General features: G+C 67.7%; 13 protein-coding genes. 7 read left to right on the top strand and 6 right to left on the bottom strand.

Going from position 1 to position 13857, the window contains the following annotated elements:
• The first annotated feature begins 13 nt into the window (after nt 1-13).
• Complete coding sequence (gene pgsA, locus P0Y52_01440; GenBank protein ID WEK58226.1) at nt 14-646, top strand: CDP-diacylglycerol--glycerol-3-phosphate 3-phosphatidyltransferase; 633 nt, start codon at nt 14-16, stop codon at nt 644-646.
• A 32-nt stretch (nt 647-678) separates the two neighbouring features.
• Here pgsA and P0Y52_01435 read toward each other — a convergent pair whose 3' ends face one another.
• The 3 genes from P0Y52_01435 to P0Y52_01425 all read right to left on the bottom strand — a co-directional run bounded on the left by P0Y52_01435 (nt 679) and on the right by P0Y52_01425 (nt 5668).
• Nucleotides 679-1206: a GNAT family N-acetyltransferase gene (locus P0Y52_01435; protein ID WEK58225.1), complete on the bottom strand. Its 528-nt coding sequence runs from the start codon at nt 1204-1206 to the stop codon at nt 679-681.
• Nucleotides 1203-3302, bottom strand: coding sequence for a S46 family peptidase (locus P0Y52_01430; GenBank protein ID WEK58224.1), 2100 nt, complete (start codon nt 3300-3302; stop codon nt 1203-1205). The genes P0Y52_01435 and P0Y52_01430 overlap by 4 nt, the downstream gene beginning before the upstream one ends.
• Nucleotides 3303-3574: 272 nt before the next feature.
• A complete protein-coding gene (locus tag P0Y52_01425) occupies nt 3575-5668 on the bottom strand; it encodes a S46 family peptidase (GenBank protein WEK58223.1) in 2094 nt (697 codons plus the stop codon).
• A gap of 193 nt (nt 5669-5861) precedes the next feature.
• On the opposite strand from P0Y52_01425, the gene P0Y52_01420 reads away from it, so the two are divergent.
• The 3 genes from P0Y52_01420 to P0Y52_01410 are packed head-to-tail and all read left to right on the top strand — an operon-like array spanning nt 5862 to nt 8828.
• Nucleotides 5862-7034, top strand: a complete 1173-nt coding sequence (locus P0Y52_01420; protein WEK58222.1) for an ABC transporter permease — start codon at nt 5862-5864, stop codon at nt 7032-7034.
• A gap of 2 nt (nt 7035-7036) precedes the next feature.
• The gene (locus tag P0Y52_01415; GenBank protein WEK58221.1) at nt 7037-7786 is read left to right on the top strand and encodes an ABC transporter ATP-binding protein; all 750 of its coding nucleotides are present in this window, start codon (nt 7037-7039) and stop codon (nt 7784-7786) included.
• 25 nt (nt 7787-7811) lie between these two features.
• Entirely contained in the window at nt 7812-8828 is a 1017-nt protein-coding gene (locus P0Y52_01410) for a biotin/lipoyl-binding protein (GenBank protein ID WEK58220.1), read from the top strand.
• A 214-nt stretch (nt 8829-9042) separates the two neighbouring features.
• Here P0Y52_01410 and P0Y52_01405 read toward each other — a convergent pair whose 3' ends face one another.
• Nucleotides 9043-9840, bottom strand: coding sequence for a crotonase/enoyl-CoA hydratase family protein (locus P0Y52_01405; protein ID WEK58219.1), 798 nt, complete (start codon nt 9838-9840; stop codon nt 9043-9045).
• A 120-nt stretch (nt 9841-9960) separates the two neighbouring features.
• Complete coding sequence (locus tag P0Y52_01400; GenBank protein ID WEK58218.1) at nt 9961-10119, bottom strand: hypothetical protein; 159 nt, start codon at nt 10117-10119, stop codon at nt 9961-9963.
• Nucleotides 10120-10284: 165 nt separating this feature from the next.
• On the opposite strand from P0Y52_01400, the gene P0Y52_01395 reads away from it, so the two are divergent.
• Together P0Y52_01395 and P0Y52_01390 are read left to right on the top strand one after the other, a co-directional pair.
• Complete coding sequence (locus tag P0Y52_01395) at nt 10285-10524, top strand: DUF1289 domain-containing protein (protein ID WEK58217.1); 240 nt, start codon at nt 10285-10287, stop codon at nt 10522-10524.
• A 271-nt stretch (nt 10525-10795) separates the two neighbouring features.
• Nucleotides 10796-11278 (top strand): TIGR02281 family clan AA aspartic protease, encoded by a 483-nt coding sequence (locus P0Y52_01390; protein ID WEK58216.1) that lies wholly within the window; start codon nt 10796-10798, stop codon nt 11276-11278.
• Nucleotides 11279-11468: 190 nt separating this feature from the next.
• Here the strand turns inward: P0Y52_01390 and P0Y52_01385 are convergent, their stop codons facing one another.
• Nucleotides 11469-12287: an LD-carboxypeptidase gene (locus tag P0Y52_01385; GenBank protein ID WEK59423.1), complete on the bottom strand. Its 819-nt coding sequence runs from the start codon at nt 12285-12287 to the stop codon at nt 11469-11471.
• Nucleotides 12288-12402: 115 nt separating this feature from the next.
• Here P0Y52_01385 and P0Y52_01380 point away from each other — a divergent pair, with 115 nt between their 5' ends.
• A complete protein-coding gene (locus P0Y52_01380; GenBank protein ID WEK58215.1) occupies nt 12403-13791 on the top strand; it encodes a Mur ligase family protein in 1389 nt (462 codons plus the stop codon).
• The last annotated feature ends 66 nt before the right edge of the window (nt 13792-13857 follow it).

Here is a 13857-nt window from a genome sequence, read left to right as displayed (position 1 = left end):
AATGGACGTGATGATGACCCCTGCCCACAAAGCCAACCCGATTCCGAACATCCTGACCAGCATCCGCCTGGGCGCGGGCGTGGTCATGTTCCTGCTTTTGGCGGGCGCGACCAGCGGCATCCCCTTCTTCTCGGCCATGCTGAGCCCCGACGACCAGTTCGCCCTGTACCGCACCGGCTTCTGGATCTTCGTCATCGCCGCCTCGACCGACTGGGTCGACGGCTATCTGGCGCGGCGCTGGAACGCCGAGACGCGCTGGGGCGCCATCCTGGACCCGATCGCCGACAAGATCCTGGTCACGGGCGCCATCCTGGGTGTGCTGACCAGCGGGTCGGTGCAGCAGATCATCATCCCCTGCGGCCTGATCCTGTTCCGCGAGTTCGCGGTTTCGGCCCTGCGCGAGACCATGGCCGGGCGCATCAACCTGCCTGTCACCCTGGCCGCCAAGTGGAAGACCACGCTGCAGATGGTGGCCCTGGGCTGCCAGCTGTTCGCCCGCAACTGGGACGGCTGGGGCCTCGACTTCGACTACTTGCCCGCCTTCCAACTGTTCGCCAACAGCCTGATCTGGCTGGCCGCCATCGTCACCCTGTGGACCGGATGGCAGTATTTCAGCGCGGCGCAGAAGCAGATGCGGGATCTGTAAGTTTCTCCTTCTCCCCTTGAGGGAGAAGGACGTCAGAGCGCCTTTTCCATGACCACGAACTCAAGCTCCCGCGTCTGCGGCAGGCCGAAGCGCTCGTCGTCCAGGGGGAAGGGCCGGGTTTCGCCGGTCAGGCGATAGCCGCGGCGTTCGTACCAGGCGATCAGTTCGGAACGCTGGCGGATGACGGTCATCTCCATGCACGTCGCGCCGAAACGAGCGACGGCCTCGGCCTCGGCGGCGTCGATCAGCAGGCGGCCCAGACCGCCGGCCTGACGGGTCGGATCGACGGTCAACAGGCCGAGGTAGGCCAGCCCCTGCCCCTGATCCGCCACCTGGACGCAGCCGGTCAGGACGCCCTCGACCTCGGCCAGCAGGATGACGCGGCGGGCGTCGGCGAGGATGTCGAGAAGCTCGGCTTCATCGGTGCGCTGGCCGCCCAGCAGATCAGCCTCGTGCGTCCAGCCCGCTTTCGCGCTGTCGCCGCGATAGGCGCTTTCGACCAGACGGTGCAGCGCCGCCACGTCCGAAGACGCGGCGGGCCGGAAGCTTGCGGCGATCAACGACGCGCCCGACGCGGGGCGGCCTTGGGCGCGCTGACGCCCAGTTCGGCGACCAGATGATCCATGCCGTAGACGTCGCGCAGGGCCGTGGTCACGGCCTGGGTGGTGACGATGACGCTGCGGTTGACGTTGCGGTCATAGCCGTAGGCGTTGCGCTGGGTCAGGACGGTGGAGTCGAAGTTGGCGCCGATGATCTCGCCCTTGGCGTTGACGGCGGGCGAACCCGACGAGCCGCCGATGGTGTCGGACGAGACGGCCATGTCCATCACGGCGTTGGGGTCGATGCGGTCCCTGGCGGCCAGAAGTTTCGGCGCGACGGCGAAGGGCTCGGCGCCGGTGGCGCGGTCCCACAGGCCGGCGAAGGTGGTGAAGGCCGGAATGCGCTGGCCCGGAACGTCGGTGCCCTCGACCCGGCCATAGGTCAGGCGCAGGGTGCCGGTGGCGTCGGGATAGACAGCGTCGCCATAGGCGGCGAAGCGGGCGGCGGCCAGCTGTTCCGAGGCGCGGTCGGTCGGGGCCTTGACCTGGTTGTCCCACGCGGTGCGCACGGCGCGGGCGTCGGCGTCGATGGCCAGGACATACTGGATCAGCGGGTCGGTCGAGGCCTGGACGGCGGGCAGGCCGCCTTCCCACAGGGCCCGACGCACGGCTGGGTCCGCCAGCCTGGTGCCTTCGACCAGACGGGCCGACAGGGCCTCGGGACTTTCCTTGCCCAGCAGGGTGCGGACATAGGGGCTGTCGACGGTCAGCCATTCGCGGGTCTTGGACAGCCACCATTCCAGACGGATCTGCTCCAGCGCCGGATAGGTCGGGCGTTCGGCGAACAGGCCGGATTGCACGCCCGGCAGACGGCTGTCGGCGTATTCGCCCAGACGCTGATCCGACGGCTTGGCGCGTTCCTGGGCCCCGCGCACGATGGCCCGCGCCCACTGGAACAGCGAGGAACCGCCCGCAACCGAGGTGGTGCCCATGCCAGTGCCGCCTTCCAGCAGGGCCATCGGAGCATACATCTCGCGCGCCAGAGGCTGAACCGCGTCCAGCGTCGCCCACGGATCGGTTTGGCCGCCCGCCGCGCGGGCGCGGAAGTCGGCTTCGGCCTCGGCCTTGGACGCCATGAAGGCGGGATCGGTCAGGGCGCGCATCCGGCCCAGACCGCGCTTGTAGGTGTTCTCGACGCCGACGATGGGGTCCATGGCGATGAAGGCCTGCTCCTCGCCCTCTTCGGAATAGCGGATCAGACGACCGCGCAGTTCCGACGCGATCAGCTGGTCCAGCGGCAGGACCACGTCGCGAATGGTCATCAGCTGCGACTGGGTCAGCAGACGCTGGGTCGCGCCGGGGTTGCCGGTGATGAAGACGGGTTCGCCCTCGGTCGGCTTGTTCGGATTCCAGGTGAAGTGGATCGGCGTCTCGACCGGCTTGCCGTCCTCATAGAGGCGGATGAAGGCGGCATCGATGGCGAAGCGCGGGAAGGAGAAGTTGTCCAGATCGCCGCCGAAGGTCGCGGCGCGGTCTTCCGGCGCCCAGGCCAGACGCACGTCGGAGTATTTGCGGAACTTGTAGAGTTTGAACTGGCCGCCGCGATACAGGCTGACGACCTGGCAGCGGATCTTGGGATCATCGCCGCAGGCCTCGGTCTCGATGCGGCCGGCCTCGGCCTCGCGGGCCTGGGTGAAGGCCTGACCGTCCAGACCCTCGCCCGCCTTGTGCAGGCGTTCGGTGACGTCGACGATCTCGGTCAGGATTTCAGCCGTGCCGCCGGGGCATTTCAGCTCTTCCTCGCGGCTCTTCGGCGTAAAGCCGGTTTCGGCGTATTGCTGCTGCGGGGTGGACAGGTTGGCGACGCAGGTGGCGACGCAGTGGTTGTTGGTCATCACCAGGCCCTGGCCCGAGATGACGCCCGCCGAGCAGCCGCCGAACTTGACCGAGGACAGGCGGACGCGGTCCAGCCAGGCCTGGTCGATGTTCGTGCCCAGGGTCTGATTGGCGCGGGCGATGGGGAAGTTGTCGTAGGTCCACATGCCTTCCTCTGCCTTGGCGGAAGAGGCGGCGGCGAAGGCCAGGACGGCGGCCGAGGCGAAGATCATGGGACGCATGGAGAACTCCTGGTTCAGACTCTGGCGAGGAAAAAACAGAGTCCAATTCGTCTGAATAGTCTGAAATCGGCGGCGCGGATCAAGAGAAGCTAGCAGGGCGCTGCGTCAGACGGGGGCGTACTTTCCTCCCTGTCGCGCAGCGATGGGGAGGTGGCGCGGAGCCGAAGGCGACGAGACGGAGGGGGCGACTCCACGGCTGACGTTTGCGTCGCCCCCTCCACCGCTACGCGGTCCCCCTCCCCATAGAATGGAGAGGAAAGATGCGTCTTAAGTTAGCGCGTCACGCCCAGTTCGCGCAGCAGGCGCGGCTGGTTATAGACGTTGCGCAGGGCCTCGGTGATGGCGGCGGTCGAGACCGACACCGTGCGGTTCAGTTCGCCGTCGTAGCCGAACGAGCCGCCGAGCGAGTGGATGTTGCCGTCGAAGGCGGCGCCGATCACTTCACCCTTGGCGTTGATCACCGGCGAGCCGGAGTTGCCGCCGATGATGTCGTTGGTCGAGACGAAGTCATAGACGGTCGCCTTGTTGATGCGGCTTTCGGCGTCGAGGAAGCGCTGGGCCGCGTTGAACGGCTCGGCGCCGGTGGCGCGCTGATACAGGCCGCCCATGTAGGTGAAGGAGGGCACGGTCACGCCGCGATAGGTCCACCCCTGAACCGCGCCATAGGACAGACGCAGCGAGAAGGTGGCGTCGGGGTAGAGGTTGTCGCCATAGACGGCGAAGCGAGCCTGGGCGACCTTTTCGGCGGCGCGGGCGGTCGGGGCGTTGACGCCGGCGTCCCACTGGGTGCGGACGGCCTGGGCTGCATCGTCATTGGCCAGGACGAAGGCGATCATCGGGTCGCCCGACGAGGCCAGTTGTTCCGGCGTCATGGCCAGGGCTTCGGCGCGGAAGGCCGGGTCGATCAGCTTGGATTCGACCAGACGGGCGGCGATGGTTTCCGGGCTTTCGCTGCCCAGCATGGCCTTCACGTCGGCGCTGTCGACCGTCAGGTATTCGCGGGTCTTCAGCATCCAGTGCGACAGCTGGATTTCCTCGACGCCGACCGGGATCGGGGCCTCGGAGGCCAGACGGCGGCCGAGGGCGGCGATGTCGCTGTCGGCATAGCCGGCGCGGCGCTCAGCGACCGGCTTGGCGCGTTCCTTGGAGGCGCGGACAATGGCGCGGGCGTAGGAATAGAGGGTCGAGCCGCCGCCGGCGTTCGCTTCCAGCTGACGGTAGGGCAGATAGAGGTCGCGGGCCGTGACCTGCACCTTTTCCAGGTCGCCCCACGGATCGCCGATGCGCGCGGCCACGGCCGGATCGGCGGCGACGCGTTGACGCAGTTCGGCCTCCTCGGCGCGCTTCTTGGCCATGAAGGCCGGGTCGGTCAGGGCCCCCTGCTGGCCGTAATAGACCTTGAAGCTGTTCTCCAGGCCGAAGATGGGGTCGAGGGCGACGCGCTTTTCTTCCTCGCCCTGCGTCGAATATTCGACCAGACGGCCGCGCAGTTCCGAACCCTGGATCAGGGTGATCGGGATCTGCTGGTCGCGCAGGCGCTCCAGCTGGCTGATGGTCAGCAGGCGCGAGGTCGAGCCGGGGTTGCCGGCGACGAAGGTCAGGTCGCCTTCCTTGGGCGCGGTCGGGTTCCACTTGAGGTGGTTGGGCGTGGCGACCGGCTTGCCGTCCTCATAGGCGCGCAGGAAGGCGGCATCGAGGGCGTAGCGGGGGAAGTTGAAATTGTCCGGGTCGCCGCCGAAGAAGGCCGCCTGGAATTCCGGCGCGAAGGCCAGACGCACGTCCTCGTACTTGCGGAACTTGTAGAGGGCGTACTTGCCGCCGCGATAGAAGCTGATGACCTGGCAGGTCAGCTTGCGGTCATCGCCGCAGGCCTCCTTCTGGATCTTGTCGATCTCGGCCGAACGGGCGGCGACGAAGGCCGCGCCTTCCAGACCGGAGCCGGCGCCGAGCACGCGCTCGGTGACGTCGGTGATGTCGGTCAGAACCTCGGCGGTCTGGCCGGGGCAGGTCTTCTCTTCTTCACGGGTGGCCGGCATCCAGCCGGTCTTGACGTAGTCGTTCTGGGCCGTGGACAGATCCTGCACGCAGGAGATGACGCAGTGGTGGTTGGTCAGGATCAGGCCTTCGCCAGAGACGAACGAGGCCGAGCAGCCCTGCAGGCGCACGGCGGCGTTGCGGACACGGTCCAGCCACGCCTGGTCGATGCGGGCGCCATACTTGTCGTTCACCGTCTGGATCGGGAAGTTGTCGAAGGTCCACATGCCCTCGTCGGCGCGGGCCGGCGTGGCCGTGGCCCCGGCGACGGCGGCGGCGACGCCGAGGGCCGCTAGCGAGGCGGTGAAGGAAAAGGTGCGACGAAGCGACATGGGGCTCTCCCGGCGCGCAAGGCCCGGCGCCTCGCGTCTGTTATTGTGTAACTAGCGCCGTCCGTGGACGGGCCTCAAGCCCCCATAGTCCCGCCGGGCCTTCGGGGGAAGCCGAAGCCTTACCCCGATTTAACTTGGCCCCAGCCCGCCGCGGCCTCAGATAACACTGCAAGTCAGGGGTTTGAGACACGACATGTCGCTCGCGCTATCCACGCTGCTCTTTGAGTGGCGACGTTATATGGCCGCTGTCATGGCCCTGGCCCTGTCGGGTCTGCTGGTGCTGGCCATGACCGGAGTCTTTATCGGCATCGGCAAGGGCTTCACCGCCCAGATCGAGCGCTCGGCCGCGGACATCATCATCATGCAGCCGGGGGCGAAAAGCCTGATCGGCGGCCCCTCGGGCGTGCCGCGCCGCTTCATCCCGCTAGCCTACAACCACCCCGCCGTGGTCGAGGTCCAGCCGCTGGACGGCGCCGGCGGGACCTTCCAGTCGGTGAAGGAGGTCGATCCGACCATGTCCCAGGCCGACCGGGCCAAGCAGGGCGCGCCGCGCCAAAAATTCGTCCAGTCCAGCATCATCGACACCACGCCGGGCTCGGTCACCATTCCCACCGACTATTCCCGCGAACTGGTCGACGCCCTGCGGCAGCCCTACACCGTCGCCGTCGATGAGACGGCCCTGACCACCCTGGGCGTCAAGCTGGGCGACAAGGCCCTGTACAACGGCCAGACCGTCACCGTCGTCGGCGTGACGCGCGGCTATCCCAACATGATGCAGCCGGGCGTGGTCATGTCGCGCGACACCCTGCGCATGGTCGGTCAGGCCGACACCGGCCCGCGCGTCGGTCCCCTGATGATCAAGCTGCGCGACCCGTCGCAAGCCGCCATCGTCGCCGCCCAGCTGAACGAAATCGGCAAGGGCCAATGGAAGGCCTGGACCCGTCAGGAACTGGCCGACGCCAACGCCGGCGCCATGTTCGAGGAAGGCATCCTGGTCATCATCATCGGCGGCTGCGTGGTGCTGGGCATCATCATCGGCGTGGCCATCACCTGGCAGACCCTGCGCGGGGCCATCATGGCCAACATCAAGGAGTTCGCCTCGCTGCGCGCCCTGGGCGTCGGCATGGGCTCGCTGCGTCGCATCGTCATGGAGCTGAGCTTCTGGGTCGGGGTGGTCGGCGTGGCCGCCGCCATCGGCCTGACCTGGCTGCTGTCGCTGTTCGCCATGTCCAAGGCCGTCATCATCGCCCTGCCCCTGCCCCTGCTGATCGTGGTCGGCGGCGGTCTGATCGCCATCGCCATGCTGTCGGGCTTCCTCTCGATGGGCATCCTCAAGAAGAGCCAACCTGCGGACCTGCTGCGATGAACATGCATACGAAAGTTCAAGGTCGGCATGGCGAGTTCGCCATCGAGGCCAGGGGTCTGGTCAAGCGCTTCAAGTCCGGCAAGAACTATGTCGAGGTGCTGAAGGGCGTGAACTTCGACGCCCGCCACGGCGACCTGACCATGGTCATGGGACCGTCCGGTTCGGGCAAGTCGACGCTGATCGCCGCCCTGTCGGGTCTGCTCAAGCCCGAAGCGGGCCGGGTTGACGCCCTGGACATGGACGACATGTGGTCCTTCTCGTCGGGCAAGATCGACAAGTTCCGGCTGGATCACTGCGGCTTCATCTTCCAGGGCTTCAACCTGTTTCCGTCGCTCAGCGCCCTGCAACAGGTGACGACAGTGCTGAAGTTCCAGGGTCTGACCCCGGATCAGGCGAAGAAACGCGCCACCCTGGCGCTGGAGGAGGTGGGCCTGGGCCATCGCCTGCATCAGCGCCCGGCGGCCCTGTCCGGCGGCGAGAAGCAACGCGTCGCCATCGCCCGCGCCCTGGCCAAGGACCCGCAGATCCTGTTCGCCGATGAACCGACCTCGGCCCTGGACGGCGAGAACGGCCAGGTCGTGATCAAGCTGCTGCGCCGGGCCGCCACCGAGCACGGCGCCGCGGTCATCTGCGTGACCCACGACCCCCGACTGGAAGCCTGGGCCGACCGGGTCATCCACATCGAAGACGGCGTGATCATCGACGATCAGCGCCGCACCCCCAATCCCGACGCCGTTCTGGCCTCGCACTAGACACCGATCCTCAAGGACGCCTCACATGCCCGCTTTCCTGAAAAACAAATGGCTCTGGATCGGCCTGGTGGCCCTGATCGTGGCCGTCATCGGCTTCGGCATGGTCCAGAAGGCCAGCGCCGCCAAGAAGGCCGAAGAGACCGCTCAAAAAGAGAAGAAGGTCGAGAGCCCTTACGCCGCCATCGCCAACGCCAAGATCGACATCGAGGGCGGCATCATCCAGGTCGCGGCCCGTCGCGGCGGCGTGGTGCGTGAGGTCCTGGTGCAGGAAGGCGACCGCGTCGTCGCCGGTCAGATCCTGGCCCGTCAGGAAGACGACGAGCCGCGCCTGTCGCTGCAAAGCGCCTCGGCCGACGTGGCCCAGGCGGAAAGCCAGCTGCGCCTGATCAATGTCGAGATCGCCACCGCCCAGCGCGAATACGACCGCCTTCAGAAGCTGGTGGCCACCAACTTCGTCGCCGCCCAGAAGATGGATCAGGCCCGCGACGCCATCGCCCAGGCCCAGGCCCGCCTCGGCGCCCAGCAGGCCGCCGTCCAGACCGCCCGCGCCCGTCGCGATCAGGCCGCCTACAACGTCGAACTGACCATCATCCGCGCCCCGCAGAACGGCCGCATCGTGCGCCGCTACGCCAACCCCGGCGCCGGCGCCTCGACCCTGAACGTGTCGAACATGTTCGATCTGGAGCCCGATGCCCCGCGCATCGCCCGCGCCGAGATCGTCGAGGCCGACATTCCGAACATCACCACCGATCAGGCCGTCGAAATCACGCCTGAAGGCGACCCGTCGAAGGTCTATATCGGCAAGGTCCTGCGCCGCGCCGCCGTCTTCGGCGCCCGCAAGCTGGCATCTGACGACCCCTCGCAGCGGTCGGACGAGCGCGTGGTCGAGGTGGTCGTGGCCGTCAACGACGCGCCGCTGCTGATCGGCCAGCGCGTCCTGGTCAAGTTCATGAAGCCCGGCGAAACCGCCGGGGCCAAGCGTGACACCAGCGTCGTCGGGGTGCCGGCTACACGCTCGATGCAGGCGCCGGCCCGCCGCTAAGGGTCAGCGAAAACGAGAAACGGAAAGGGGCGCCGCGAGGCGCCCCTTTTTGCTGGCCCGCCCCCTCACCGTTCATCCCGGCGGACGCCGGGATCCAGTGCTTTGGCTGCAAGCACAGCCTTGGTTGTGAAGCGTGAGGCCGCCGTCGCATCCGTGGCTCTTACTGGATCCCGGCGTCCGCCGGGATGAGCGGGATCAAATGACCGCTCTCGACCTAGCTCCCCGTAAATTCCCCTGGCCGCTTCTCCAGCACCGCCGTCACGCCCTCGATGTGGTCCTCGGTCAGGTGGGCCAAGGCCTGCATGGCGGCGGACAACTCCAGCGTCTGATCGAAATTCATGTCGCGGCCCTGACGCAGCAGGCTCTTGGCCATGCGCAGGGCCTGGGGCGGCTGGGCGGCGATCTGGTTCGCCGTGATCATGGCCTCCTCCATCAGGGTCTCGTGCGGGACCACGCGGTTGACCAGGCCCCACTGGTCGGCCGTCTCGGCGTCAATCGAGCGGGCGGTGAACAGCATCTCGGCGGCGCGGACATAGCCGACGTTGCGCGGCAGCAGCCAGGACCCGCCGTCGCCGGGGATGATGCCCAGCTTCATGAAGGGCACGCCGAAGCTGGCGCGGTCCGAGGCGATGCGGATGTCGCCCAGGCCGGCGATGTCGCAGCCTAGCCCCATGGCCGGGCCGTTGACGGCGGCGATCAGCGGAACCTCCAATCCATAGAGGGCGCGCACGATGCGGTGGACGACGCGGCGGTAGCGCTCGCGGATCGCCGCGCCCGACCCCTCGAACAGGTCGGCGCGGGCCTTCATCGCCTTCAGGTCGCCGCCTGCCGAGAAGGCGCGGCCCGCCCCGGTCATGACCACGCAGCGGATCGACGGGTCGGCGTTGACCGCCTCGCAGGCGGTGGCGAAGGCCTCGCCGTCGTCCAGATCCGGCAGGGCGTTCAGCCGGTCGGGCCGCGTCAGGGTCCAGACCATGACCGCGCCGCGGCGCTCCTCGACGATCAGACCCATGGCGATGCTCCTCTTGATGATGGAGCCGGTTTCAGCGGGGCGGCGGGTTAAGGCAAGCGGAATTGAAAAACCCCGGTCGATGCGACCGGGGCTTGCGGGTTGGATCAAATACCCTCGCGACTACGCGCGCGGCCGTTTGATCGTGATGGGCACAAAGTTCGAAGGATGACTGACCGCGCGGCTATTGGCGGAATTCAGATGCTTCGTGTTGACCAGCATCCCGCCCCACAGGGCGAAGGACATCATGGCGTGCTGGAGATTACGGTCCTTGTCGTTCATTTGGGCGTCTCCTTTCGTTGAACGATGAAAGAAGACGCGTCGTGCTTATCGGGGATCTCACCGTCATAGTCGTTTCGCGTCAGGGCTCTAGATAGCTCCGCTTGGTTAAAAAGTCAAGAATTTGGTCCGATCTCGGACGTATTGTAGTTTCATCGTCATAAAACCATGAGCCAGCCCGCAGCCCCTGTCCCCGCCTCCGGGCCCGCCCGACCGCCGCGTTCCATCGCCACGCCCTGCGTCATGGTCTGCACCGTGGACGGGGCGTCCGGCCTGTGCCTGGGCTGTTTTCGCACCCTGCCCGAGATCGCCGCCTGGAGCCGGATGAGCGACGCGGAACGGGCAAAGATCATGAGCGAGCTGGACGGGCGCAAGGGTTTGATCGACCCGGCGCTGCTGGGCGCGTAGCAGATCCTCCCCCGTTCACGGGGGAGGTGGACCGCCGCAGGCGGTGGAGGGGGCGGATACGCGCTGGACTTCCAGCCAATTCGCCGCACTGGCGACTGATCTCAGAACTGCGGCGTCTCGACCTCGCCCCCTCCACCATGCTGCGCATGGTCCCCCTCCCCCGCTGCGCAGGGGAGGATCAAAGACGACCCGTAACGCCGTTCAACCGTCAACCTTTCGTTCGCCGTATCGCTTCACCCGACGCCAAGACCCTTGCGGCACAGTCCCCGACATGATCCGCATCGAACCGCGCTCTGCTGTTGTTTTCGCCGCCGCACTGGCCACGTCGCTGGCCTGCGCCGGCGCCCTGCGCTGGATGGACGGGGCCGGTGAAGCCCAGGCGGCCATCGCCGCCCCTTCGGTCGTGCGCTCGGCGGACGGACATTATTGGGCAGAGGCGGTCGTGGACGGACAGCCCATGCGGATGCTGGTGGACACCGGCGCCAGCGTCGTGACGCTGAGCCGCGCGGACGCCGAGAAGGCGGGCGTCAGCGTCGGCGCCGGGGACTTCACCCGCACCCTGAACACCGCCGCCGGTCCCGTGAAGGCGGCGCCCGTTGTCCTGTCCTCCCTGACGGTGGCCGGAGTGCAGCTGACGGCGGTCGAGGCCCTGGTGGTGGACGCCGACATGCCCGCCTCGCTGCTGGGCATGAGCTATCTGGGTCGGCTGTCCGGTTTCGAGGCCCGCCCCGAAGGCCTGACCTTCAAGGGGTAAACCGCCTTTGATCCTCCCCTGTTTACGGGGGAGGGGGACCGCCGCAGGCGGTGGAGGGGGCGGATACGCGCGCTGACTTCAGCCTCAGATCACCCTGCGCCCAACCTCAAACGAAGACGCACCGATCTCGCCCCCTCCACCATGCTGCGCATGGTCCCCCTCCCCCGCTGCGCAGGGGAGGATTGCGAGGTCAGCGGTTCGCGCCGAACGGCACCACCTTGTTGTCGGGGTCGTGGCCGATGTCGGCGGTTCCCAGGTAGGGAACGCCGGAGCGCGCGCACCAGTAGCGGACGATCTCTTCCGCCGTCAGGCCGAAGTCGGGGTCATTGGGCGTGACGTCCGACACCCGGCCCAGACGGATGCCCGCCGCGCGCCGGATCGAGGCCTGGCCGGTCAGGTGGAACATCATCCGGTCGACGCGGTAGAGCGCCTCGGACACCTCTTCCAACATGATGACGTGGCCGCTCAGGTCCGGCTCCAGCGCCGTGCCGACCAGTTCATTCAAGATCGTCAGATTGAAAGCCACCGCCGGGCGCGGGTCGTCCAGCAGCGAGGGCTCCAGCGAGGCGCGGTCGCCGCTGACCAGCCAGTCCACCGCGCGGCGCCCGGTCGCGTCGTGGCGCGCCCCGTCCGAAGCCATCGGCCCGTGGGCCAGATGCGGGAAGCCCGCCTTGTAGAGCAGGGCCAGCATACTGCCGGCGTCGGAATAGCCGAGGTAGCGCTTCTTCCTCGCCACATCGGTCAGCTGCGGCAGGACCGCCTCGGCGATGCGGCACGAGCCATAGCCGCCGCGCGCGAACCAGATGGCGCCGAGGCGCGGATCATTGGCGAACTCGACGAAGGCGCGGGCGCGGGTAGCGTCGTCGCCGCCGAAATGGCCGTGCTTGTTGAAAGCCTGCGGGTGGAAGACCAGCTGCACCTCGCCGCCCGGATAGGCGGCATCCATCCAGGCCTGGATCGCTTGCCCCCGTTCGGGGTCCAGGCGCGAGCTAGCGTTGACGACGCCGATCTTGAAGGGCCCGGTTTTGGCAGAGTGTGGCGTAGGGATGGGGCTGGCCTCCGGCGTCGCCCGTGCTAGTCAGGCCGTCGGACATTCCCCGGTTTCGCGCGTCAAAATCAAGCCGATGAACAAAGACTATTTCTTCTGCGGCGTCGGCGGGTCCGGCATGCTGCCCCTGGCCATGATCGTCCAGGCGCAGGGCAACCGCATTGCGGGCTCGGACCGGGCGCTGGACCAGGGCCGGACGCCCGACAAGTTCGACTGGCTGCGCGCCCACGGCGTGGCCCTGCATCCGCAGGACGGATCGGGCGTGACCCGCCCGGATCAGATCGTCGTCGCCACCGGCGCGGTCGAGGACACGGTGCCCGACATCGGCGCGGCCAGGCGCGTCGGCGCCACCATCAAGACCCGGCCCCAGCTGCTGAGCGAACTGTTCAACGCGGCGCCGACCTCGATCGGGGTGGCGGGGACCAGCGGCAAGTCGACCATCACCGGCATGGTCGCCTGGATTCTGGATCAGGCGGGCCGCAAGCCCACCGTCGTCAACGGCGCGGTGATGAAGAACTTCGCCGATGCGGACCACCCCTTCGCCAGCGCCCTGGTCGGCGGTCCCGATCTGTTCGTGGCCGAGGTGGACGAGTCGGACGGCTCCATCGCCCGCTATGATCCGACGGTGGCGGTCGTGTCGAACATCTCGCTGGACCACAAGTCGATGGAGGAGCTGCGCGACCTGTTCGGCGGCTTCGTCGGCCGGGCGCAGACGGCGGTGCTGAACCTCGACAATCCCGAGACGGCGGCGCTGGCTCAGACGCTACCGACCGGCAAGGCGATCACCTTTGCGCTCGGCGAGGAGGAGGCGGATCTGTCGGCGCATGATCTGGCGCCCATGCCCACCGGCATGACCTTTGACCTGCGGGTGCGCGGCGAGGCGCCGCGTCCGGTCGTGCTGAACGTCCCCGGCGCGCACAATGTCGCCAACGCCTTGGCGGCGCTCGGCGCGGTCAAGGCGCTGGGCGTGTCGGTCGATGCGGCGGTTGCGGCGCTGGAAGGCTTCGCCGGCATCCGGCGGCGGCTGGAGGTGGTGGGCACGCACAACGGCGTCACCGTCATCGACGACTTCGCCCACAACCCCGACAAGATCGCCGCCACGCTGAAGACCCTGCACGCCTTTGACGGCCGGCTGCTGATCCTGTTCCAGCCGCACGGCTTCGGCCCGCTGAAGCTGATGCAGCGGGAGTTCATCGCGGGCTTCGCCGGGCTGATGCGCGAGCATGACGTCCTGCTGATGCCCGAGCCGGTCTATTACGGCGGGACGACCGACCGCAGCGTAGGCTCCGAGGACATCGCCGCGGGCGTCCGCGCCGAGGGGCGGCAAGCCGAGGCCCTGGCTGCGCGCACCGACTGCGGCGACCGCATCGTCGAGATCGCCCGGCCCGGCGACCGGGTGGTGGTCATGGGGGCGCGCGACGACAGCCTGTCGAGCTTTGCGGCGGAGCTGCTGGCGCGACTTTAAGTTCAGCGCCCGGAGTAAACGTCAAATTGCTCTTGTAAAACATTCACTTTTGGCAAATCAGCTGTT

The organism is Candidatus Brevundimonas phytovorans (genome assembly GCA_029203145.1).
Taxonomy (GTDB): domain Bacteria; phylum Pseudomonadota; class Alphaproteobacteria; order Caulobacterales; family Caulobacteraceae; genus Brevundimonas; species Brevundimonas phytovorans.
This window is presented reverse-complemented; position numbering and strand designations above follow the sequence as displayed.